A 21,170-nucleotide genomic window follows, 5' to 3' on the forward strand; every position below is an offset into this window, starting at 1 on the left:
CTCGTGTTCCCTGACTCGTTCACCGGCTCCTCGTTCGCTTTGCGAGCGGCTCGTTCCTCACCGCTCACTCCGCTCACTGCGTCGGGTTCTCTCGTGTGCCACTGTAGGAAGCGTGCGCCGCATCCACCCCTATGCCGAGGACGAGCCGGACATCCCCGCCGCCTACGCCTACCCGCGCGACCACTGGTTGCGCCTCAACATGGTGGCCAGCGCCGACGGCGCGGCCTGGGTCGAGGGCCATTCGGAGGGCCTGTCCGGCCGGGCCGACAAGCGGATCTTCGGACTGCTGCGCGGCCTGGCCGACGTGGTGCTGGCCGGGGCCGCCACCGTCCGCACCGAGGGATACCGACCGGCCCGCCCGCGTGAGTCGTGGCGGGCCCTGCGGGAGGGCAGGCCCCCGGCGCCGCCCGTCGCCGTCGTCACCCGCCGCCTCGACCTCGACCTCGACAGCGAGCTGTTCACCGAGGCGGAGCCGTACGCCCGGACGATCGTGATCACGACGGAGTCGGCGCCGAAGGACCGCCGCGAGGAGGCGGCCGCGAGGGCCGATCTGATCATCGCGGGCGACGAACTGGTCGATCTCGCGACTGCCGTGGGCGAGCTGCGCGACCGGGGGCTCGGCCGCGTCCTGTGCGAGGGCGGTCCCCGGGTGAACGCGCAGCTCGCCGCCGCGGGCCTGGTCGACGAGCTGGCGCTGACCGTGAGCCCGCTGCTGGCCGGTGGCGACGCGGCGCGCATACTGGACGGCGTCGCGTCGCACACGCCGGTGACCCTCGCCCAGGTGCTCGAAGAGGACGGTTTCCTCTTCTGCCGATACATCAGGGAGGCGCAGGATGAAGCTTCCGGTTGAGCCGCAGATCCCCGACCTGGATCTGCCGGTCGTGCCGCCGGTCGCGCCGATGCTCGCCAAGGCCGTCAAGGGGCTGCCGAAGCAGGACGGCACGCTCTACTACGAGCCGAAGTGGGACGGCTTCCGCTGCATCGTCTTCCGCGACGGCGACGAGGTCTTCCTGGGCAGCAGGAACGAGCGGCCCTTCACGCGCTACTTCCCCGAGCTGGTCGAGGCCGTCAGACGGGAGCTGCCGCCCAGGTGTGTCGTGGACGGCGAGATCGTGCTGATCAGGGGACAGTCGCTCGACTTCGACGCGTTGCAGCAGCGCATCCATCCCGCGCAGTCCCGGGTGCGGATGCTGGCCGAGAACACGCCCGCGTCCTTCGTCGCCTTCGACCTGCTCGCCACCGGGACGGAGGACCTCATGGAGGCGCCGTTCTCGGAGCGGAGGGCGCGGCTGGAGGAGGTGCTGGCGGGCGCGGGCCGGTCCGTGCGGCTCACGCCGGTGACCCGGGACGAGAGCCGGGCCGCCGAGTGGTTCGACGCGTTCGAGGGCGCGGGTCTCGACGGCATCGTGGTCAAGCCGGGCGACCAGCCGTACACGCCGGACAAACGGGTGATGTTCAAGGTCAAGCACGAGCGGACGGCCGACTGTGTGGTGGCGGGCTACCGCGAGCACAAGTCGGGTCCGATCGTCGGCTCTCTGCTGCTCGGGCTCTACTCGCCGGACGGCCGCCTGCACCATGTGGGCGTCGCCGCGTCGTTCCCGATGAAGCGGCGCGAGGAGCTCGTCGAGGAGCTCGCGCCCTACCGGGTGGAGGACCTGAGCGAGCATCCGTGGGGACACTGGGCCGAGGTCGCGGGGGGCGGCGCCGAGGGACAGCGCCTGCCCGGCGCCGTGTCGCGGTGGAACGCCAAGAAGGATCTGTCGTTCATCCCGCTGCGGCCGGAGCGGGTGATCGAAGTGGCCTACGACCACATGGAGGGCGACCGCTTCCGTCACACCGCCCAGTTCCGCCGCTGGCGCCCGGACCGCACCCCGGCGTCCTGCACCTACGAACAGCTCGAACGTCCGGTGAGCTACGACCTCGACAAGATCCTCGCCCGCTGACCGCCCGGCGGCTCAGCCGCCGGCGGAGATCAGGACCCGCATGGACCGGTCGGTGAGGCAGACCTTGGCCCCGGCGGGCAGCGTCTCCTCGGCGTACGGGTCGTCGCGGACGTCCTCGTCTGCGGTGTCGAGGACGGGACGCCAGGCGGCCCCCAGCTCCGGGCCGGGGAGGGCGAACGTCAGGTTCTCGTGGTGCGCGTTGATCAGCAGCAGGAACGTCTCGTCGCTGATCCGCTCGCCGCGCGGTCCGGGCTCACTGATCGCCTCGCCGTTGACGTACACCGCCAGCGACTTCGCGTAGCCGGTGTGCCAGTCGCCGTCGGTCATCTCCGTGCCGGACGGCGTGAGCCAGATGACGTCCCTGCTGCCGTCCCCGACCGAGTGGCCCTGGAAGAACCGGCGCCGCCGGAAGACGGGATGCGCCCGCCGTAACGCGGCCAGGCGGCGGACGAAGTCGAGCAGGTCGCCCTCCTGCCGGACCAGCGACCAGTCGATCCAGGAGGTGTCGTTGTCCTGGCAGTAGGCGTTGTTGTTGCCGCGCTGGGTGCGGCCGAACTCGTCGCCCGCCAGCAGCATCGGCACGCCCTGGGACACGAACAGCGTGGTGAGGAGGTTGCGCCGCTGCCGGCGGCGCAGCCGTACGATGCCGGGGTCCTCCACAGGGCCCTCGGCGCCGCAGTTCCAGGAGCGGTTGTCGTCCGTGCCGTCGCGGTTGCCCTCGCCGTTGGCCTCGTTGTGCTTGTGGTCGTATGACACGAGATCGGTGAGGGTGAATCCGTCGTGCGCGGTCACGAAGTTGATCGAGGCGACCGGGCGGCGGCCGCTGCTGGCGTACAGGTCGCTCGACCCGGCCAGGCGCGAGGCGAACTCGGGCAGCGTCTGTGAGGCCCCGCGCCAGAAGTCCCGCACCGAGTCGCGGTACTTGCCGTTCCATTCGGTCCACAACGGCGGGAAGTTCCCGACCTGGTAGCCGCCGGGGCCGACGTCCCACGGCTCGGCGATCAGCTTGACCTGCGAGATCACCGGGTCCTGCTGGATGAGGTCGAAGAACGCGCTGAGCCGGTCGACGTCGTGCAGCTCGCGGGCGAGCGCGGCGGCGAGGTCGAAGCGGAAGCCGTCCACGTGCATGTCGAGCACCCAGTAGCGCAGCGAGTCCATGATCAGCTGAAGCGCGTGGGGCGAGCGGACGTTCAGGGAGTTGCCGCACCCGGTGTAGTCGAGGTAATAGCGGCGGTCCTCCTCGCGCAGGCGGTAGTAATCGACGTTGTCGATGCCCCGGAAGCCCAGCGTGGGGCCCATGTGGTCGCCCTCGGCGGTGTGGTTGTAGACGACGTCGAGGATCACCTCGATGCTCGCCTCGTGCAGGGCGCGCACCATCGCCTTGAACTCCTGGACCTGTTCGCCGCGCTGCCCCGAGCTGGCGTAGGTGTTGTGCGGCGCCATGTAGGCGATCGTGTTGTAGCCCCAGTAGTTGGTCAGGCCCCGGGCGACCAGGAAGTGCTCCGGCACGAACTGGTGGACGGGCATGAGCTCGACCGCCGTCACGCCGATCGACTGGAGGTGGTCGAGCACGGCGGGGTGCGAGAGCCCCGCGTAGGTGCCCCGCTGCTCCTCGGGGACGGCGGGATGGCGCATGGTCAGGCCGCGCACGTGCGCCTCGTAGATCACCGTCTCGTGATAGGGCGTGCGGGGCGGCCGGTCGTTGCCCCACTCGAAGAACGGGTTCACCACCACGTTCTTCGGCATGTACGGCGCGGAGTCCTCGGTGTTGAGCCGTGCGGGATCGGCGAAGTGGTAGGAGAACAGCGACTCGTTCCACCGCACCGAGCCCTCGATCGCCTTGGCGTAGGGGTCGAGCAGCAGCTTGGCCGGGTTGCACCGGTGCCCGTGGTCGGGCCGGTAGGGCCCGTGCACGCGGAAGCCGTACCGCTGGCCGGGCAGAATCCCCGGCACGTATCCGTGCCAGACGAACCCGTCGACCTCGGGCAGGTCGACGCGGGTCTCTCCGCCGTCGTCGTCGTACAGGCACAGCTCGACCCGCTCGGCCGCCTCCGAGAACACCGAGAAGTTGGTGCCCACACCATCCCAGGTGGCGCCGAGCGGGTAGGGCTCTCCAGGCCAAACCTCGCGCATGTAACCTCATTCTCCACTGCTGGGGCGAATCGTGCACCCGCGACGACCCCTGCTCTCGCACGGGAACGCGGGAGCCCCTACCGGATCGGGTCCGGCAGGGGCTCCCGCTGGTGCTCAGCCGACGAATTCGGCGTTCAGGGTGATCGTCGTGCCGGCGAGCGCCTTGCTCACCGGGCAGTTCGCCTTGGCCGTCTCGGCGGCCTGCTGGAAGTCCTCGGCCGAGATGCCGGGCACCTGTCCCCGGACGGAGATCACGATGCCGGTGATGCCCTCACCCGGCTGGAAGGTCACGTCCGCGCGGGTCTCCAGCGACTGCGGCGGCGTGCCCGCCTTGGCCAGGCCGGCGGACAGCGCCATCGAGAAGCACGAGGAGTGGGCGGCGGCGATCAGCTCCTCCGGGCTCGTCTTGCCGTTGGCCGCCTCCGCGCGGGAGGGCCAGGAGACGTCGAAGGTGCCGACTCCGGAGGTGTCGAGCGAAACGGTGCCCGAACCGTCGAGCAGCGCGCCCTTCCACTGCGTCGTCGCGGTACGAGTGGTCGCCATGGCGATATCCCTTCAGTAAGCGGAGCCTATCCACAGTGACCTTAACGCCGCCGCCGCTGCGCCGGGTCCACCGGCATGGCCGGTCGGGTCACGCCGGCGCCGCGCGGTCGAGGATCGCCTCTAGGGCGAGGCCGGAGGGCAGCGTGCCGAAGGCCCGTCCCCAGTCGCCGGACAGGCGCGAGGCGCAGAACGCGTCGGCCACCGCGGCGGGGGCGTGTCGTACGAGCAGGGACGCCTGCAGGACCAGCGTCATCTCCTCGGCCACCCGGCGCGCGTCGGACTCTCCCGCCGAGGCGAGCCTCTTCAGCACCCGCTCGGCCGCGTCGGCGACCCTCCTGTCCTGGGCCAGCGCCACCTCGGCGAAGAACGCCTCGACCGCCTCGGACTCCCTGGCCATCACACGCATCAGATCGAGGGCGGCCACGTTTCCCGAGCCCTCCCAGATGCCGTTCAGCGGCGACTCCCGGAACAGCCGGGGCATCTGCGACTCCTCGACGTACCCGTTGCCGCCGAGGCACTCCAGCGCCTCGGCCGCGTGGACCGGCGCCCGCTTGCACACCCAGTATTTGCCCGCGGCGAGGGCGGCCCGGCGGAACAGGCCCTCGGCGGCGTCGCCCCTGATGGCACGGTCGGTCGCCCCGGCCAGGCGCGTCATGAGCGTGGTCGCCGCCTCCGACTCCAGCGCCAGGTCGGCGAGCACCGCGCGCATCAGCGGCTGCTCGGCCAGCGTCCGGCCGAACGCGCTGCGGTGGCGGGTGTGGTGGAGCGCCTGCGTCAGGCCGTAGCGCATGCCGGCGGCGGAGCCGATCACGCAGTCGAGCCTGGTCATGTTCACCATCTCGATGATCGTCCGTACGCCCCGGCCCTCCTCGCCGACGAGGTAGGCGACGGCGCCCTCGTACTCGACCTCGGCCGAGGCGTTCGACCGGTTGCCGAGCTTGTCCTTCAGCCGCATCAGGCGCATCGCGTTGCGGGTGCCGTCGGGCAGCACGCGGGGGAGCAGAAAGCACGACAGCCCGCCCGGAGCCTGGGCGAGCACCAGGAAAACGTCGCACATCGGGGCGGAGTTGAACCACTTGTGGCCGGTCAGCGCGAAACTCCCGTCGCCCAGCGGCTCGGCCCTGGTGGTGTTGGCCCGCACGTCGGAGCCGCCCTGCTTCTCGGTCATGGCCATCCCGGCCAGCACGCCGCGCTTGTCCTGCGGCGGGCGCAGCCCGAAGTCGTACGTGCGGGAGGCCAGCAGCGGCTCCCACTCCGCCCGCAGCGACGGCGAGTGCCGCAGCGCGGCCACGGCGGCGTACGTCATGGAGATCGGGCAGCCGTGCCCGGCCTCGACCTGCGACCAGGTGAAGAACTTGGCGGCCCTGGCGACGTGCGCACCCGGCCGGGCCGAGGTCCAGGGCGCGGCGTGCGCGCCGCTCTCGACGGCGACCGTCATGAGCTCGTGCCAGGCCGGGTGGAACTCGACCTCGTCGATCCTGTTGCCGTACCGGTCGTGGGTGCGCAGCACGGGCGGATGCTCGTTGGCCAGCCGTCCCCACTCCTGCGCCTTCGCGGAGCCGGCCAGCAGGCCGAGCTGGCGCAGCTCCCCGGTCGCCCAGTCCGCGCCCTCCCTGGCGAGCCCTTCCAGCAGAACCGGGTCGGCCGAGACGTCGTGGCCGGTCAGCGGGGGCACCTGATTGGTCACGTCGTGGGTCACTGGGGCCTCCTGTGGTCGATGCCGGGACTCGTCCATGCCGGACGTCCAACATGCCGGGACTCCATCTCAACATCTCGAAGGGCCGGGACAAACACCGGGCGGCAGACGGTCCGGTGCGGGACGAACACCGGGCGGCAGACGGTGCGGTGCGGGACGAACACCGGGCGGCAGGCGGTCAGGCGCCGGAGATCTCCAGGCCGAGTTCGTGGGCAGCCTCCAGGGCGAGGTCGCGGGCGTAGTCCTGGCCCGCGCCCGCCTCGCACAGCACCCGGTGGACGCCCTCGATCGCGCGCCGGTCCCCGCGCCCGGCCAGGCCCCGCGCGGCCTCGGCCACCGTCGTCAGATCGCGGTCGGTCAGCCGGGTGACCAGGGCGTCCCTGATGGAGGCCGTGTCCGCGGGCAGCCCCGCGATGCCCATCGTGGCCCAGTCGCGCACCTCGTCGTCGGCGCACCGGCTCAGCCGGATCAGCGTGGTCAGCCCGTCCTCGTCGTCCGGCGGCAGGACCGCGGCGAGCGCGACGGGGTCGTGGACCGTGGGCTCCCGTCCCGGGCTGTTGACGATCTTCAGCACCTCGGGGAGCGTCCGCTCGTCGGCCTGCTGGCCGAACGCATGGAGCAGCGCCTCGACGACCGAGGGCTCGGTCTCGTGCCGGGCCAGGTCGCGCAGGATCTCCAGGACGCGGTCACGGTAGGGGGCGTGCCCCGCGCCCAGGGACACGGCGCCCCGGCCGAGCCCCGCCTCCTCGCCGAGCTCTGTCTTCCTACCGAGCCCTGCCTCCTGGCCGAACCCCGTCTCCGGGACGAGCCCCGTCTCTGGGCCGAGCCCTGCCTCCGGGCCGAGCCCCGTCTCCGGGCCGAGCCCCGTCTCTGGGCCGAGCCCTGCCTCTGGGCCGAGCCCCGTCTCCGGGCCGAGCCCTGCCTCCGGGCCGAGCCCCGTCTCCGGGCCGAACTCCGCGAGCACGTCGACGCCGAACTCCCGCTCCACCGGGTCGTCGCTCTCGCACAGCCGGGCCAGCGCCAGGAAGGTCTCCTCATCGTGGCGGGCCTGGAGCGCGTGGACGGCCGCCCACCACGTCTCGTCGTCCTCGTCCAGGTCGCGGTAGGGCAGTGCGCGCCTGAGCAGCACGTCCGCGGGCGGTCGCAGGCCGAGAGCGGCCTCCAGGACCGTCGCGGCGGCGGCGTGCCCGTGCTGGCGCGTGATCGAGTAGCCGCCGCCGGCGCCGCGCGCCTCGACCGTCACCCGCCGGGTGCCGTCCGGTGCGGAGGCGTGGAGCACCAGCACCGTGTGCTCGCCGCCCACCCTCGCGCAGACCTCATCGCGCAACACGGCTTCGAGATCCACCGCCGCCAGTCGCGCGGCGATCTCCAGCGGGGTCGCGCCGTCCCAGCCGGGCGCGGACGGGTCGGCGCCGTGCTCCAGCAGGGACCACACGATCCCGTACGCCCCGAAGAGCGCGGACAGCGTCAGCGGGGTGTCGCCGGCGTCGTCGGCCCGGCCGGGATCGGCCCCGGCGTCGAGCAGGATGTCGGCCGACTCCAGGTTGCCGTTGGCGGCGGCCCACAGCAGGGCCGTCCAGCCGCCCTCCTCCGCCGCGTCGGGGTCGGCGCCGCCGTCGAGCAGTGCCTGCACGGTCTCGGCGTGGTCCCAGCACGCCGCCGCGCAGAGCGGAAGGCCCTCTTCGTGCCCCCCGCTCGGCTGGTCCGGGTCGGCGCCGTACTCCAGGAGCAGACCGACGATGTCGTGGTGACCGCCGAGGGCCGCCCGGTAGAGCGGCGTCGTCCCTTGAGCGGGGTTCACGGCGGTGTCCGGGTGCAGCATCGCCGCCACCCGCGCGACGTCCCCTCCCGCTATCGCCTCCAGCAACCTGCTGCGGGTCACGATTCCATGCTCACACAGCCCATTCCGGGCCTCGCCGCAGGGATCGTCTCCCCGAATCGTCCCCGAATCGTCCCCGGTCGTCCCCGGGTCGTCCCCGGGTAGTCTCCGGGATCGATTTCCGGGATCGTTCGCAGGGAGGAGGGACAGCGGGGCCGGGCGGGATACGGTGAAGGGCGTGAATGATCCGGGTGGCGTGCGGGCGTCCGACGCCGAACGCGAGTCCGTGGTGGAACGGCTACGCGAGGCGTCCGCGGAGGGGCGGCTGACCCTCGCGGAGCTGACCGAGCGGACCGAGGCCGCCTATCTGGCGCAGACCCACGGTGAGCTCGCCCAAATCACCGCCGACCTGCCGGGCGGCGCTCCCGCTCCCGGGCCCGCTGCGCCGGCCGCCTCGCAGGGCAGGGCGCGCAAGTGGATCGTGGCGGTGATGGGCGACGCCAAGAGGACCGGCACCTGGCGCATCGACGACGGCATCGGCGCGGTCTGCGTGATGGGCGACGTGGTCCTCGACCTGCGTCAGGCCGAGGTGCGCGGACGCGAGGTGGACATCGTCGCCACGTGCGTGATGGGCGACGTGAAGATCATCGTGCCGGACGGCGTCGACGTCGAGCTCTCCGGCGTCACGATCATGGGGGACAAGAAGGTCCAGGTGGTCGAGGCACCCCGCGGCCAGTTCGCCCCCGTCGTCAGGGTCACGGCGTACGTGCTGATGGGCGACGTGAAGATCATCGGCGACTCCCGGGCCGAGCCGATCAAGCGTGGCTGGTTCGTCTGGAGCGAGTGGTGGCAGGAGCGCCGCCGGCGCCCGGGCCACGGGGGATATGAGATCCCCGACCGCCGCCGCCACCGCGGCCTGCACTGATCCGGGCCGCGCTGATCCGGGTCGTACTGATCTGGGCCCGCTGATCCGGGTCGCATCGATCTGGCCGCGCTGATCCGCCGTCGGCCGGACGGCGGTACGAGGCAACGGCGGGACCCTCCCAGGGCGTAGTCATCGGTGACCGTTCACCAAGGGATCACCGAGAACCTGGGGGCCGCACATGCGCGACCGGGCTGACTTCGAGCGCTACGTCCAGCAGCGCTCGGACCGACTGCTGCGGACGGCCTACCTGCTCTGCCGTGACTGGGCCACCGCCGAGGACCTGCTCCAGACCGCGCTGGCCAAGGCGTGGCTGGCCTGGCGCAGGGTCGGCGAGAACCCCGATCCGTATGTCTACCGCATCCTCGCCAACACCCACGCCTCCTGGTGGCGCAGGCGCTGGCGGGGCGAGCAGCCGACCGAAGTGCTGCCGGAACCGGCCGTCGGCGATTCCGCCGACCTGCTCGGCTCCCGCGACGCCGTACGGCAGGCGCTCACCTGCCTGCCGCCGAAACAGCGCGCCGTGATCGTGCTGCGTTACTTCGCCGACCTGGGCGACGCCCAGATCGCGGAGATCCTCGGCTGCTCGGTCGCCACCGTGCGGAGCACGGCGAGCAGGGCCCTGGCCAGGCTGCGCGTCGACTCCGCCGCCCGCTCCGCGATGAGCCTGGAGGGCTGACATGACGATGACCGACAACGACCTGCGCGACCTGCTCGCCCGGGACGCCTCCGAGGCGAGGGGCGCGGGTGTCACCCTGGCCGACGTCGACCGGAGGGTGCGGCGCATCCGGCGCCGTCGCGGCGCCGCGGGGGCGGTGCTGGCCGCGGGCCTGGCCGCCGCGGTGATGGTCGCGACCGCGCCGCGGACGGTCACGATCACGCCGGCCGACGGCTCGGACCCCGCCGCCGCCGCGATGGCCGGCCCTTCACTGACTCCGGGGGTGTCGTACCTCGCGGGGCAGCGGGTGTTCCTCGAAAAGGAGATCGAGACGGGCGGGCGCGTCCTGCGGTTCCCCTACACGGGCATCAGCACGTCGGTGAACGTGCAGGTCGACTGCCGCGAGCCGTCGTACGCGTTCGTCTGGCTGAACGGCCGCTTGGAGACGCAGGGTGTCTGCGGCGTGCAGAGGGACCAGGTCGACCACTTGATCTCGTGGATCGACGAGTCCGGCGGGGATCTGAGGGGAGACAACGAGGTGGACGTCGCACTGGTGCCGGTCCAGCGGGTTGCGGCGGACCGCGACCCGGGCGCGCCGATTCCCGCGCTGGGCGAGCGGGAGGCCGAGCGGGTCGTCGGCGAGACCGGCGAGTATCGCACCGGCGGCAGGGTGACGATCCGGGAGGCGTGGCTGCTGGCCGTGGCGCCGACGCCCGTCAACTGCGACCGGGACATCGTGATCCGCAAGCCCAACGGGCAGGAGATCCTGTCCTCGGCCTGCGACCAGCCCAGCGAGAAGCCGCCATCCCCGCAGGGCTAGTGTCATACGCCTGAAATTCGTCGGATAATACTTATCCTGACGTGTATGGGGAATCCGGGCCCCTCCGCAGTACCGATCGAGTTGACCGATGCTGAGCGGGCCTGGCTGCACGGCCTCACGGCGGGGGCGTCAGAACTGGCGGGCCGAGTGAAGAGCGTACTGGCCTGTGCCGAGTCCGGGGCCAGCAATGCGCAGGTGGCACGGGATCTCGGTATGAGCGTGGCGACGGTCCGCCGGTGGCGGACCGCCTTTGCCCAGGGGGAAGGAACGCCCTGCTCGACAGGCCCCGGACGGGACGGCCAAAGGCCGAGTTGACGCTGACCGACGCCGAACCTAGACGCCTTCCTCCAGACCGATCCGCGCGACGCCGGCTGCGACGAAGCCATGGAGATGCTGGACGTCTACGCGGAGCTGCTTGCTGCGGGCAACGACCCGAGCGAGCGGTTTCCGGGCTTTCATGCGCACTTTCTGGCCTGCGGTCCATGCGCCCAAGACTCGGAGGGCCTGCTATCGGCGCTCACAGGCCCAGCCTCTTCTCAGCCTGGCCCGCCATAGCGCGCTGGCGAGGATCACGAGAGGCGGGTTCCAGACCCGGACGCCGCGCCGGCAAGCCGGTACCTCGAGTCTCTGTTGACGCTGTGGCCAAGACGAGCAGGCGGAGCGCTTCGAGTCCACATGTTGGTCGAAAGAGTCCAAAATACCTTCCGGTCGCTGGGCAGGGGCGACTTGTATGGACTCAACCGTCCCGTATACGGTGACTTAGGCGTGGCGTCGGGAGTGACCTGACCAGCGCGTACACGGCTTGTGCTGCTCTGACGAAAGAGTCGGCCGAGGAACGTTGATAACGTCGCCGTACCACCGATGGCGCAAGGAAAGGATCTGAGGGCAGCAATGAGCGGACAAGCATGGACGATGGAAGAGCTGCTTGCGGAGCTTGAGCGATACGAAGGCGAGCTAAAGGCCGCCAACATGACACCCGAGACAATTCAGTCCTACGTAGACCGGGCCCACCGGTTCGTGGGTTGGCTTTGTGGCGACTACAAGCCTCGCCAACACTCAGATCGCCCGCGCTACCGGTACCCAGAGCACCGCGCCGGATCCTGAATCTGGTCGGGGGATGCCGAGTGCCAGAGATCTCAGTCCAAGGAAGGCGCAGTACCTTTCCGACTGCGGGACGGTGGTTGGTCAGGGGGCGCTGGCATCCCCCGTCGCCGAGGCTGAGGCTGGCACCAGCGGGGGCGAGTAGACCACAATCCATACATAGATCCATCAGGTCGTTCTGTTCGGGTAAGGGGACAGGGTAGGACGAACACACCCGGCGGGCGATGGTGCCGGGCTTGGGATGCTCACCGCCGGGTGGGGCTTGCCTCTTGTAGGCCGGGATGCCGAGTTGCTTGATCCTTTGCCCCAGAGATCGGATGCGGTATACGTCTCGCCGCGCCACGGCTATGAGCAGGCCATCCTCGTCCTCGAAGGCGTCGAAGCGACCGTTACTTAGGATGAAAAGGGCTTAATGAATCTCCATTGTTGCTCTCGGCACTGGCTGCTCAACCGGATGCCGTACTCCGACTTCTTCTTCAGCCCTTAGTAGTCTGACCACCCGGCCCAATGGTGCCCGCGCCGCGCCCCCTACTCCTCGAGGTCCTCGCCTGACCGCCGCTCTAGCCATGTCCCGAACGCGCCAGCATCATGACCACACCTAGCAGGCCGTGTAGGTGAACGGGGCGGTGCCGGCGAGGAACATCGTCCTCAGAGAGTCCAACATGGGACTTGACCTACCCAGATGATCGATCGATACCGGCGCTGTTGAATACGCGGCGTTCAATTGCGGCTGAGGTGGGGCAAACTCAGCGTCGCGCTTCTACCTAACGCAGGTGCGATCGGTGGCCTCATCCGCGAGCGACGAGAACAAGCCGAGATCGCTTTACAGCAGGCGTGGCGCAACCGCCGCCCCACCACACCGGTGATCTTCCACTCGGACCGCGGCTGCCAATACACCAGCACCGCCTACACCCGCCTGGCGGAGCGGCTCGGAGTCCGGTTGTCGGTCGGACGCCGGGGTCAGTGCTGGGACAACGCGCTGGCCGAGTCGTTCTTCGCCACGATCAAGGGCGAACTCCTGGACGAACGCCGCTGGCCCACCCGGGCCGCCGCCCGCAGCGCGATCTTCGAATTCATCGAAAGCTGGTACAACCTCCGCCGCCTCCACAGCAGCCTCGGCTACGTTAGCCCCGCCGCCTACGAAGAAACTCGCGCGGCCTGATCACCACAGCAACGGTGTCCGTCAAAGCGGAACAAGCTCACCCCGACCTACGCCTCGTGGGCAAACCCATCGAGGCGCACTTCGGACCGCTACGGCAGTTCGCCATCGCCAACTTCAACCACCCAAATCACACCATGCAGACCCGGGCCCTGCACGCCTACCTGCGCTGGCGCAACGCCAATGCCCGCCACCGCGATGTCCTGGCCGCCGAACGCAAAGAACGCGCCCGCATTCGCAGCGAGAAAGGCATCCGCTGGGGCGGACGCCCCTCGCCACCGCGGCCTGAAGAACCCGACGCACCTCACCCGGTCACAGAGCTATCCGGCGTAGGGGTTGCCGCCGAGCCAAGTGGTGCCGTCGATCAGTTCGCGCACCGCGTCGAAGTGGCCGCTGTGGCAGGCGACTTCGGTGAGCACGTGGATCAGGATGTGCCGCACGTCAGGCAGCTGCCAGGTCGGCCAGATCTCCACGGGTCAGGCGGCGGGCTCCTGTTCGGGCACGGCGGCGGCGAGCACGGCGTCTGCACGCGCGATGGCCGCCCGGTAGTCGGCGAAGACCTCGTCGATGGTCATCCCCTCGGGTACGCACCAGTGCGCCTCCGCGCCTGCCGCGAGCTGTCCGGCCACATCCTGTTCGCCCGCGATCACCCGGGAAACCAGGAGCGTTCGACATCCAGGGTGAGGTGGCGCAGCAATGCCAGGCAGCTCCAGCCGCTGGGCAGCACCGGCCGCCGCAGAGATCCTCCTCCGAGAGCCCTTCCAGGACCCCGAGGACATGATCGCGCTGACGGTCCAGGGCTCCCTTGAGGGCGTCGAGTTCGGCGTTCACCGGGCGGCGCACTGTTCGGCGAGGCGTTCCAGGGTGCTCGCCATCTGCGTCTGCCACCAGGCGCGCCCGCTGTCCACTTCCGCGCGTTTGTCCTCCGGCATGCGCGAACCGTCGAAGGTCTCGGTCACGACCGTCGCCCCGGCTCCGTCCGGGAGCAGATCGAAGATCCACCGGTGGCCCCACGCGGCCCCGGGCGCGGTGGCGTCCGGGTGCCCGCGACCGGGCCTCGGCTCCCAGCCGAGGCGACGGTCCGGCTCGTACTCGACGACGTGGTTGTTCATCTCATAATCGCCGTATCGCTCGTAATGCATCCGCATCACGAAGACGTCCCCGACGCCCGAGACCACGGCGTCGGAGACGCCACCGCGCAGCATCCCCGAGCCGTCGAGGTCCGGGTGCCGTCCGGGGTCGGCCAGGATCCGGAAGATCTCCTCCGCCGGGGCCTCGATGCGCCGGGACACCACCACCACGGGCTCGCCTGTCGTACTCGTCATCCGCGTGCCTCCGTTAACCGCAGAGCATGAACCGGCTCCGGCCCGGACGCTACACCGGGGGTACGACAACGCCTCGCCGAGGACGTTCCAAATGCCGTCGGTTGGCGATCAGGCCTGACCCGGCTACCCGGCGAACCTATGCGGTCACAGCACTAGATGAGTACGTCTCGGCGAGAAGTACTTCTCCCACTGGGTTGACAAGGGTCGTGCGGAAGGTCGTGAGGAGGGCCGTGCGGAAGGCGAGATCGGCTCGATTCTCACGGTGCTCGACGCCCGTGGTCTGGAGATCTCCGACGAAGCGCGTGAACGGATCCGCCGGTGTGAGGACCTGAGCCAGCTCGGCACCTGGGTCCGCAGGGCCGCCACCGTCGCCTCCGCCTACGACCTTTTCACCTGGCCCCGGCCGCGCGGTCAGGCGGCCTCGGAGGCGGCGCGTACGGCCTGGGCGTGGCGTTCGAGCAGGAGCGCGACCAGTTCGGGGGCGGAGCCGAGGACGCCTGCCACGGCGTGCGCCCCGGCCTCCAGGGCGTCGCGCTCCACCATGTCGGCGAAGTGGCCAGGGGCCAGCAGGTAGGGCGCCACCACGACCTTCGGGGCGCCCGCGCGCGTCAGCCGCACGACCTCGTCCCGGGGGGTGGGCGCGGCGGCCGAGGCGTAGGCGGGGGTGACCGACCACCATGGCCGGGTGCGTGCCCACTCACGGGCGACGGCGGCGATCGTCGCGTTCGCCCGGCGGTCGCTGGAGCCGGCCGAGACGAGCACCACGGCGGTGTCCGGATCGCCGATCTCCACACCGGCCTCGGAGAGGCGGCGTTCGAGGGCCCGGACGAGCAGCGGGTGCGGGCCGAGCGTGGGGCCGCAGACGGCCCGCAGCCGCGGCGTGCGGCCGGTCGCCTCCCGCAGCGCCGCCGGGATGTCCACCCGGCTGTGATAGGCGGCGGTGAGCAGCAGGGGGAGCACGACGGCCTCGTCCAGCCCCGACAGCGCCTGCGGCAGCGACGGCGGGGCGTGGTCGAGATAGGCGGCGCGGACGTCCAGGCCGGGCCGCGCCCGCCGTACGCCGTCGAGCAGCGCCTCCACGGTCGCGGTGGCGCGCGGGTCGCGGGACCCGTGCGCGACCGCGATCAGCGGCGCGCCTGTGTGCGGGACGGTCGTCACAGGTGGATGCCGCACTCGATCTTGCCGAGGCCGGCCCAGCGGCCGCTGCGCGGGTCCTCGCCCGGCGCCACCCGGCGGGTGCAGGGGGCGCAGCCGATCGAGGGGTAGTCGTCGTAGTGCAGCGGGTTGATCAGGACGCCGTTGTCGGCGATGTAGTTGTCGACGTCCTCCTGGGTCCACCGGGCGATCGGGTTGACCTTCACCATCTGCCGCTTGGCGTCCCACTCCACGACCTTGGTGTTCGCCCTGGTGGGCGACTCGTCGCGGCGGATGCCCGACACCCAGGCGAGGTAGGGCTCCAGCGCCCGGTTGAGCGGCTCGACCTTGCGCAGGTAGCAGCACAGGTCGGGGTTGCGCCCGTACAGGCGCGGCCCCAGGTCGCGGTCCTGTTCCTCGACGGTCCTGGACGGCTGCACGTTGATCACGTTGACCTGGTATACCGCCTCGACCGCGTCCCGGGTGCCGATGGTCTCGGCGAAGTGGTAGCCGGTGTCGATGAACAGCACGTCGACGCCGGGCTTGACCCTGCTGACCAGATCGATCAGCAGGGCGTCGCTCATCGACGACGTGAGACAGAGGCGGTCGCCGAAGGTGGCCGCGGCCCAACGGATGATCTCCCGGGCGGGCGCGTCCTCAAGGAAGCGCGCCGCGGACTCCACGATGCCCTGGAGGTCCAGCGTCACCCGCTGCCGCTCCAGTCCTGCCTCTATCTCCGCCACCGACATCGTTACTCCTCACACGTCGTTCATTGATTCATCGGATGATGGGCTGAAAGCCTTTGGGGGTTACGAACGCACGCCGAGGCCGAGGAATTTCACCCGGAAGGCGCGGGCGCAGGACCGGCAATACCATCCGTAGCTCTCCTCCTCGGTCACGTAGGGCTCCAGGTCCTCCTCGCCGCAATATGGGCAGTAGAAGGGTGCGGCGCGCTCGGTCACTTGAGGTCGGCCTCGTCGGCGCGCTGGACCCATTCGGCGAAGGTCTCGCCCTCGTTCTTCTGCTTCTGGAAGTTCAGTACGACCCGCTCGACGTAGTCGGGCAGTTCCTCGGCGGTGGCCTTGAGCCCCCGCACCTTGCGGCCGAAGCTCGGGTTGAGGCCCACGGAGCCGCCCAGGTGCACCTGGAAGCCCTCGACCTGCTCGCCCCTGTCGTTGACCACGAGCTGGCCCTTGAGGCCGATGTCGGCCGTCTGGATGCGCGCGCAGGAGTTCGGGCAGCCGTTGACGTTGATCGTCAGCGGCTCGGCGAAGTCGGGCAGGCGCCGCTCCAGCTCGTCGATCAGGGCCGAGGCGGTGGCCTTGGTCTCGACGATCGCGAGCTTGCAGAACTCGATTCCGGTGCAGGCCATCGTCTGCCTGCGGAACGTGGACGGGTTCACCTGGAGGTCGGCCGCCTCCAGCTCCGCCACGATCGACTCCACGTTGTCGGGGGCGACGTCGAGGATGACCATCTTCTGCTCGACGGTCGTACGGACCCGGGTGGACCCGTGCCGCTCGGCGATGTCGGCGATGCGGTGCAGCGTGTCGCCGTCCACCCGGCCCACGCGCGGGGCGAAGCCGACGTAGAAGTTGCCGTCCCGCTGGGGGTGGACCCCGACGTGGTCGCGCCGCCCGCCGCGGGGCGCCTCCGGAGCCGGGCCGTCCTCCAGGGCGTACTTCAGGTACTCGGTCTCCAGGACCTGACGGAACTTCTCCGTGCCCCAGTCGTTGACCAGGAACTTGATCCGCGCCCGGTGGCGCAGGCGGCGGTAGCCGTAGTCGCGGAAGATGCCGGCGACCCCGGCCCACACCTCGTGGACCTGCTCGGGCCGGACGAACGCGCCGAGCCGCTTGGCGAACATCGGGTTGGTCGACAGGCCGCCGCCCACCCAGACGTCGAAGCCGTGCTCGCCCTGCTCGTTGACCACGCCGACGAACGCCACGTCGTTGATCTCGTGGACGGTGCAGTAGGCCGTGCAGCCGCTGATCGCCGTCTTGAACTTGCGCGGCAGGTTGGAGAACGCCTTGTCGCCGATGTACCGGTCGTAGATGTCCTGGATCTGCGGCGTGCCGTCGATCACCTCGCCGGCGTCGATCCCGGCCAGCGGGCACCCGAGGATGACGCGGGGGGTGTCGCCGCACGCCTCGGTGGTGGACAGGCCGACCGCCTCCAGCCGCCGCCAGATGTCCGGCACCGACTCGATGCCGATCCAGTGGAGCTGGATGTTCTGCCGGTCGGTGATGTCGGCGGTGCCCCGGGCGTACTCGTTGGAGATGTCGGCGATCACGCGGAGCTGCTCCAGGCTGAGCTGCCCGCCGTCGATGCGGACGCGCAGCATGAAGTAGCGGTCGTCCAGCTCCTCCGGCTCCAGGATCGCCGTCTTGCCGCCGTCGATTCCGGGCTTGCGCTGGGTGTAGAGGCCGAACCAGCGGAAGCGTCCCCGCAGGTCGGCGGGGTCGATGGAGTCGAACCCGCCCTTCGAGTAGATGTCGATGATCCGCTGGCGGACGTTCAGCCCGTCATCGGCCTTCTTGTTCTCCTCGTTCTTGTTCAGCGGCTCACGGTAACCGAGAGCCCACTGACCTTCGCCGCGCGGGCGCTTGTGGTGGCGGTTCGCCGGGCGGGCCGGGGTGCTCATGGGCACACGTCCTTCTCCGAGGCTCGGTCTGAGATCGGGTTTCGGCGGGACGCCGGCGCAGGTGGCCTCTCACCTCGCCGTCGAGCGTGAGGGCATACAAAAACGACACCTGGCCAAGCGCCCGGATGGATCAGCGGAGGGCGACGGTCAGCCGGCGTCGATACAGATCGCGCTACGGACACGCAGGAGATCGACGTGGCGTCGCACGACGAGCAACGGGTCCGCTGGCATGTCCCAAACGATACCTCTGAGATCCTGGATGTCCAAGTTCGTGTCCAGGATGCGGGATTGTGACGGCAATGTAACGCGGGTCAGCCCTTGCGGACCCAGTTCTCCGGCGGCTCGGCCTCGTGTTCCTTCTCGGACGGCTCCTGATGCTGGCAGTCGCACCAGGATCCGCCGCGGCACTCCTCGTGCCGGTGCTCTCCACACGCTCGGCAGATCATGTCTCCATTGTGAACGCCGTGCTGCGAACCGGGCCGGCCGCAGGGGCGCCGCACGGGCATGGACCCGGGACGTGAGCGCCCTGATGGCGACGTGGGAACGCGGTTCTCGCGGGCAGGGGGCGGGGGCCCCTATTCTTGGCGGCGACAATCCCGCCCGCAGGTCACGTACTAACCGCCGCGGCAGCGGGTAGAGCCCAGTTCTCATGACCGGTTGGGTGCCATGACCTCCACGGACGCGCCGTCGCGCAGGCCGCGGCGCCTCACGCGCCAGGGCATGGCGCTCGCCAGGGCGCGTCTCACCTGGTTGCGCGACACGAACCTCTGGGCCCTGGCGAAGGCGACCACGATGGCGGGCGTCAACTACCGGGTGACCGGCCTCGCGGGCGAGGCGGCGTTCTTCGCGCTGCTGTCCCTGCCGCCGTTCGTCCTCGGACTGCTCGGCGTCATGGGCCACCTGAGCGGGCTGCTCGGCCCGGCCGCCATCGCCGAGATCAAGCGCTGGGTCGTGGACCAGTCCGAGCTGCTGTTCACCGACAACACCGTCCAGCGGGTCGTCAAACCGCTGCTCGCCGACGTGCTGAGCGGCGGCCAGGTCTCGCTGATCTCCGTCGGCTTCCTGCTGTCGCTGTGGTCGGGCTCGCGGGCCCTGTTCGTCTACGTGGACCTGATATCCATCGCGTACGGCCTGGGGGAGACCCGGGGGATCATCCGCACCCGGGTCCTGTCGTTCGGCCTGTACCTCGCCGCGCTGCTGATGGGGCTGGTCGTCATGCCGATCCTGGTCATCGGCCCCACGCTGATGTCCAACGCCCTGCCCAGGTACGCCGCGCTCGTGACCGTCCTCTACTGGCCCGTGCTCGTGATCGGCTCGGTGCTGATGCTCACGCTGCTCTACCACGTGAGCGTGCCGCACCGGACGCGCTGGTGGCGCGAGACCCCGGGGGCCCTGCTGGCGCTGGTGATCTGGATCGGGTGCGCCGCGTTCCTGCGCGAGGTGCTCGCGGCCTGGTTCACCCCGCTGTCGATCTACGGCTCGCTGGCGGCGCCGATCGCCGTGCTGCTGTGGCTCTACATCACCGCGCTCGCCGTGCTCATCGGGGCGACGCTGAACGCGGAGGTGGACCGCCTGTGGCCGCTGGGTGGCGCCACCAGGCACGAGCACCATCACCGCAAGTCCGATAAAGGCTGATCTGTCCCGGTGGCGATGGAAGGATGGCGTCGATGGACGCACAGCCTTCCGCCGGCGACTCCACCGCAACCCACCGGCGCACGATCGGCCCCTACGTTCCCGTACGCCGCCTAGGGGAGGGCGGCATGGGCATCGTCTATCTCGCCCGCGACCCGGGGGGCCGCCAGGTGGCGCTCAAGGTCATGCGGCCGGAGCTGGCCGCCCAGGAGGAGTTCCGGGCCCGGTTCCGCAAGGAGGCGGAGGCCGCCAAGCGGGTCGCCAGGTTCTGCACCGCGCCGCTCCTCGACGCCGGGCAGGACGGCGACCGGCACTATCTCGTCACCGAATACGTGGACGGTCCCGACCTGTCGGCGGTGATCGACGCGCAGGGCCCGTTGCCCGGCTCGAACCTCGACGCGCTCGCGGTCGGCGTCGCGACGGCCCTCGCCGCCATCCACGAGGCGGGGATCGTGCACCGCGACCTCAAGCCGTCCAACATCCTGCTGTCGCCCCTCGGCCCCCGGGTGATCGACTTCGGTGTGGCCCATCTCGCCGACACGCTGGCCGAGCGGACCGGCACCGTGATCGGGACGCCCAGTTACATGCCGCCCGAGCAGGCGCGCGGGGAGCCGGTGACCTCGGCGGCCGACGTCTTCGCCTGGGGGTGCGTGGTCGCGTACGCCGCCACCGGCAGGCCGCCGTTCGGCGGCGGCGCGGCGCCGGAGGTCCTCTACCGGGTCGCGCACCACGTGCCGCACCTGACGGGGATGGACGAGCGCCTGCGGCCCCTGGTCGAGCAGGCGCTGGACAAGGACCCGGCCCGGCGGCCGAGCGCCCAGCGGCTCCTCGACCGGCTGCTCGGCCGGGAGGAGGTCGCGGTCGAGGCCGCCACGAGGATCGTCACCGACATCTGGGCCGCCCCCGGCGAGACGGCGCGCCAGGCGGGCGCGGGCGCGGAGCCGTACGGCGCGGACGGGCCGGACAGGGCGGGACTGCGTGGCACAAACCAGCGCGGCACAGAACGCAGCGGCACAGAACAGGGCGGCACAGAACACGGCGGCGGCAGGGGACGCGGCGGCACAGAACGGAGCGACGCGGGGGCGGGCGGCTCGGGGGCGGGTGGCATGGGCGGGCGGCGCGGCCGCCGCTGGGTGCCGGTCGCGGTGGCCGGAGGGGCGCTCGCGGTGGCCGCCGCGATCCTGCTCCTGACGCTGCGCCCCTTCGGCGGCGGGACGACCCCGAAGGGGCCGCTGGCGGCGCGGGACGTCACGTTCAACGGCTCCTTGCTCCACGTGACCGTCGACTCGGTGCGGCGGAGGGGGACCTCCGTGAGCGTGCAACTGACGGTCACGCTCAAGGACGGGAACCGATGGTGGCCGAGGAATGCGTTCGGCGACCAGATGTCGGGCGCCGCCCTCGTGGATCCGCCCAGCGGCTCCAAGTTCGTGCCCGCGAGCAAGGACGGCGGCTGCCTGTGCAGCGCGCTCCCGGGCCAGCTCCTCAACCCGGGCGACGTGCTTCCGCTCTACGCCACGTACACGGGTGTGCCGGAGGGGCTGGACGAGATCGGCTTCGACGTTCCCGGGTTCGGGCTCTTCGCGGACCTTCCCCTCGATGACGCCTGACCGGACGGCGTCTTCCGGGACGTGCCGATCTCGGCGC

21 protein-coding genes and 1 pseudogene are annotated in these 21,170 nt (G+C 70.7%); 10 read left to right on the top strand and 12 right to left on the bottom strand.

Features of this window, described 5'->3' with window-relative positions:
• Window positions 1-112 precede the first annotated feature (112 nt).
• A complete protein-coding gene (locus tag ACGFIB_RS11580) occupies window positions 113-850 on the top strand; it encodes a pyrimidine reductase family protein (RefSeq protein WP_357256854.1) in 738 nt (245 codons plus the stop codon).
• On the top strand, window positions 834-1,943 hold the full coding sequence (locus ACGFIB_RS11585; protein ID WP_435822678.1) for an ATP-dependent DNA ligase: 1,110 nt from the start codon (window positions 834-836) through the stop codon (window positions 1,941-1,943). The genes ACGFIB_RS11580 and ACGFIB_RS11585 overlap by 17 nt, the downstream gene beginning before the upstream one ends.
• Window positions 1,944-1,955: 12 nt before the next feature.
• On the opposite strand, the gene glgX is transcribed toward ACGFIB_RS11585, so the two are convergent.
• The 4 genes from glgX to ACGFIB_RS11605 all read right to left on the bottom strand — a co-directional run bounded on the left by glgX (window position 1,956) and on the right by ACGFIB_RS11605 (window position 8,197).
• Window positions 1,956-4,076: a glycogen debranching protein GlgX gene (glgX, locus tag ACGFIB_RS11590; RefSeq protein WP_393370793.1), complete on the bottom strand. Its 2,121-nt coding sequence runs from the start codon at window positions 4,074-4,076 to the stop codon at window positions 1,956-1,958.
• 114 nt (window positions 4,077-4,190) lie between these two features.
• A complete protein-coding gene (locus tag ACGFIB_RS11595; protein WP_142571701.1) occupies window positions 4,191-4,619 on the bottom strand; it encodes an OsmC family protein in 429 nt (142 codons plus the stop codon).
• 88 nt (window positions 4,620-4,707) lie between these two features.
• Window positions 4,708-6,354 carry an isovaleryl-CoA dehydrogenase gene (locus ACGFIB_RS11600; RefSeq protein WP_393370797.1) on the bottom strand — a complete coding sequence of 549 codons (1,647 nt, stop codon included), beginning with the start codon at window positions 6,352-6,354 and terminating at the stop codon, window positions 4,708-4,710.
• 139 nt (window positions 6,355-6,493) lie between these two features.
• Complete coding sequence (locus ACGFIB_RS11605; RefSeq protein ID WP_393370800.1) at window positions 6,494-8,197, bottom strand: ankyrin repeat domain-containing protein; 1,704 nt, start codon at window positions 8,195-8,197, stop codon at window positions 6,494-6,496.
• Between the two features lie 175 nt (window positions 8,198-8,372).
• Here ACGFIB_RS11605 and ACGFIB_RS11610 point away from each other — a divergent pair, with 175 nt between their 5' ends.
• The 6 genes and pseudogenes from ACGFIB_RS11610 to ACGFIB_RS11635 all read left to right on the top strand — a co-directional run.
• Window positions 8,373-9,059, top strand: coding sequence for a DUF1707 SHOCT-like domain-containing protein (locus tag ACGFIB_RS11610; protein WP_357242637.1), 687 nt, complete (start codon window positions 8,373-8,375; stop codon window positions 9,057-9,059).
• A gap of 178 nt (window positions 9,060-9,237) precedes the next feature.
• Window positions 9,238-9,735, top strand: coding sequence for a SigE family RNA polymerase sigma factor (locus ACGFIB_RS11615; protein WP_357242640.1), 498 nt, complete (start codon window positions 9,238-9,240; stop codon window positions 9,733-9,735).
• A gap of 1 nt (window position 9,736) precedes the next feature.
• The gene (locus ACGFIB_RS11620; protein ID WP_357242643.1) at window positions 9,737-10,534 is read left to right on the top strand and encodes a hypothetical protein; all 798 of its coding nucleotides are present in this window, start codon (window positions 9,737-9,739) and stop codon (window positions 10,532-10,534) included.
• A 45-nt stretch (window positions 10,535-10,579) separates the two neighbouring features.
• Window positions 10,580-10,849: a helix-turn-helix domain-containing protein gene (locus ACGFIB_RS11625; protein ID WP_393370805.1), complete on the top strand. Its 270-nt coding sequence runs from the start codon at window positions 10,580-10,582 to the stop codon at window positions 10,847-10,849.
• Window positions 10,850-12,359: 1,510 nt separating this feature from the next.
• Complete coding sequence (locus ACGFIB_RS11630; RefSeq protein WP_393370808.1) at window positions 12,360-12,797, top strand: transposase; 438 nt, start codon at window positions 12,360-12,362, stop codon at window positions 12,795-12,797.
• 21 nt (window positions 12,798-12,818) lie between these two features.
• Window positions 12,819-13,066: pseudogene (locus tag ACGFIB_RS11635) on the top strand (IS630 family transposase); the annotation flags it as partial.
• A 48-nt stretch (window positions 13,067-13,114) separates the two neighbouring features.
• On the opposite strand, the gene ACGFIB_RS11640 reads toward ACGFIB_RS11635, so the two are convergent.
• From ACGFIB_RS11640 to ACGFIB_RS11675, 8 genes are all read right to left on the bottom strand, one after another.
• Window positions 13,115-13,267 (bottom strand): mycothiol transferase, encoded by a 153-nt coding sequence (locus ACGFIB_RS11640; RefSeq protein WP_393370811.1) that lies wholly within the window; start codon window positions 13,265-13,267, stop codon window positions 13,115-13,117.
• Between the two features lie 3 nt (window positions 13,268-13,270).
• Window positions 13,271-13,444 (bottom strand): hypothetical protein, encoded by a 174-nt coding sequence (locus ACGFIB_RS11645; RefSeq protein ID WP_393370814.1) that lies wholly within the window; start codon window positions 13,442-13,444, stop codon window positions 13,271-13,273.
• A 177-nt stretch (window positions 13,445-13,621) separates the two neighbouring features.
• Window positions 13,622-14,119, bottom strand: coding sequence for an SRPBCC family protein (locus ACGFIB_RS11650; protein WP_357256846.1), 498 nt, complete (start codon window positions 14,117-14,119; stop codon window positions 13,622-13,624).
• A 411-nt stretch (window positions 14,120-14,530) separates the two neighbouring features.
• Complete coding sequence (locus tag ACGFIB_RS11655) at window positions 14,531-15,277, bottom strand: sirohydrochlorin chelatase (RefSeq protein WP_357242649.1); 747 nt, start codon at window positions 15,275-15,277, stop codon at window positions 14,531-14,533.
• On the bottom strand, window positions 15,274-16,002 hold the full coding sequence (locus ACGFIB_RS11660; RefSeq protein ID WP_357242652.1) for a phosphoadenylyl-sulfate reductase: 729 nt from the start codon (window positions 16,000-16,002) through the stop codon (window positions 15,274-15,276). Before ACGFIB_RS11660 ends, ACGFIB_RS11655 begins: the two co-directional genes overlap by 4 nt.
• Window positions 16,003-16,062: 60 nt before the next feature.
• Window positions 16,063-16,215 carry a DpnI domain-containing protein gene (locus tag ACGFIB_RS11665; RefSeq protein WP_357242655.1) on the bottom strand — a complete coding sequence of 51 codons (153 nt, stop codon included), beginning with the start codon at window positions 16,213-16,215 and terminating at the stop codon, window positions 16,063-16,065.
• Window positions 16,212-17,894: a nitrite/sulfite reductase gene (locus ACGFIB_RS11670; RefSeq protein ID WP_393370820.1), complete on the bottom strand. Its 1,683-nt coding sequence runs from the start codon at window positions 17,892-17,894 to the stop codon at window positions 16,212-16,214. Before ACGFIB_RS11670 ends, ACGFIB_RS11665 begins: the two co-directional genes overlap by 4 nt.
• Window positions 17,895-18,205: 311 nt before the next feature.
• Window positions 18,206-18,340 carry a hypothetical protein gene (locus ACGFIB_RS11675; protein ID WP_263407616.1) on the bottom strand — a complete coding sequence of 45 codons (135 nt, stop codon included), beginning with the start codon at window positions 18,338-18,340 and terminating at the stop codon, window positions 18,206-18,208.
• 220 nt (window positions 18,341-18,560) lie between these two features.
• Between ACGFIB_RS11675 and ACGFIB_RS11680 the strand changes: the two genes are divergently transcribed.
• Both ACGFIB_RS11680 and ACGFIB_RS11685 read left to right on the top strand, forming a co-directional pair.
• Window positions 18,561-19,529, top strand: coding sequence for a YihY/virulence factor BrkB family protein (locus tag ACGFIB_RS11680; protein ID WP_223853256.1), 969 nt, complete (start codon window positions 18,561-18,563; stop codon window positions 19,527-19,529).
• A gap of 32 nt (window positions 19,530-19,561) precedes the next feature.
• On the top strand, window positions 19,562-21,133 hold the full coding sequence (locus tag ACGFIB_RS11685) for a serine/threonine-protein kinase (protein ID WP_393370823.1): 1,572 nt from the start codon (window positions 19,562-19,564) through the stop codon (window positions 21,131-21,133).
• The last annotated feature ends 37 nt before the right edge of the window (window positions 21,134-21,170 follow it).

The sequence above is a fragment of the Microbispora bryophytorum genome, assembly GCF_043197435.1.
GTDB classification, from domain to species: Bacteria; Actinomycetota; Actinomycetes; order Streptosporangiales; family Streptosporangiaceae; genus Microbispora; species Microbispora bryophytorum.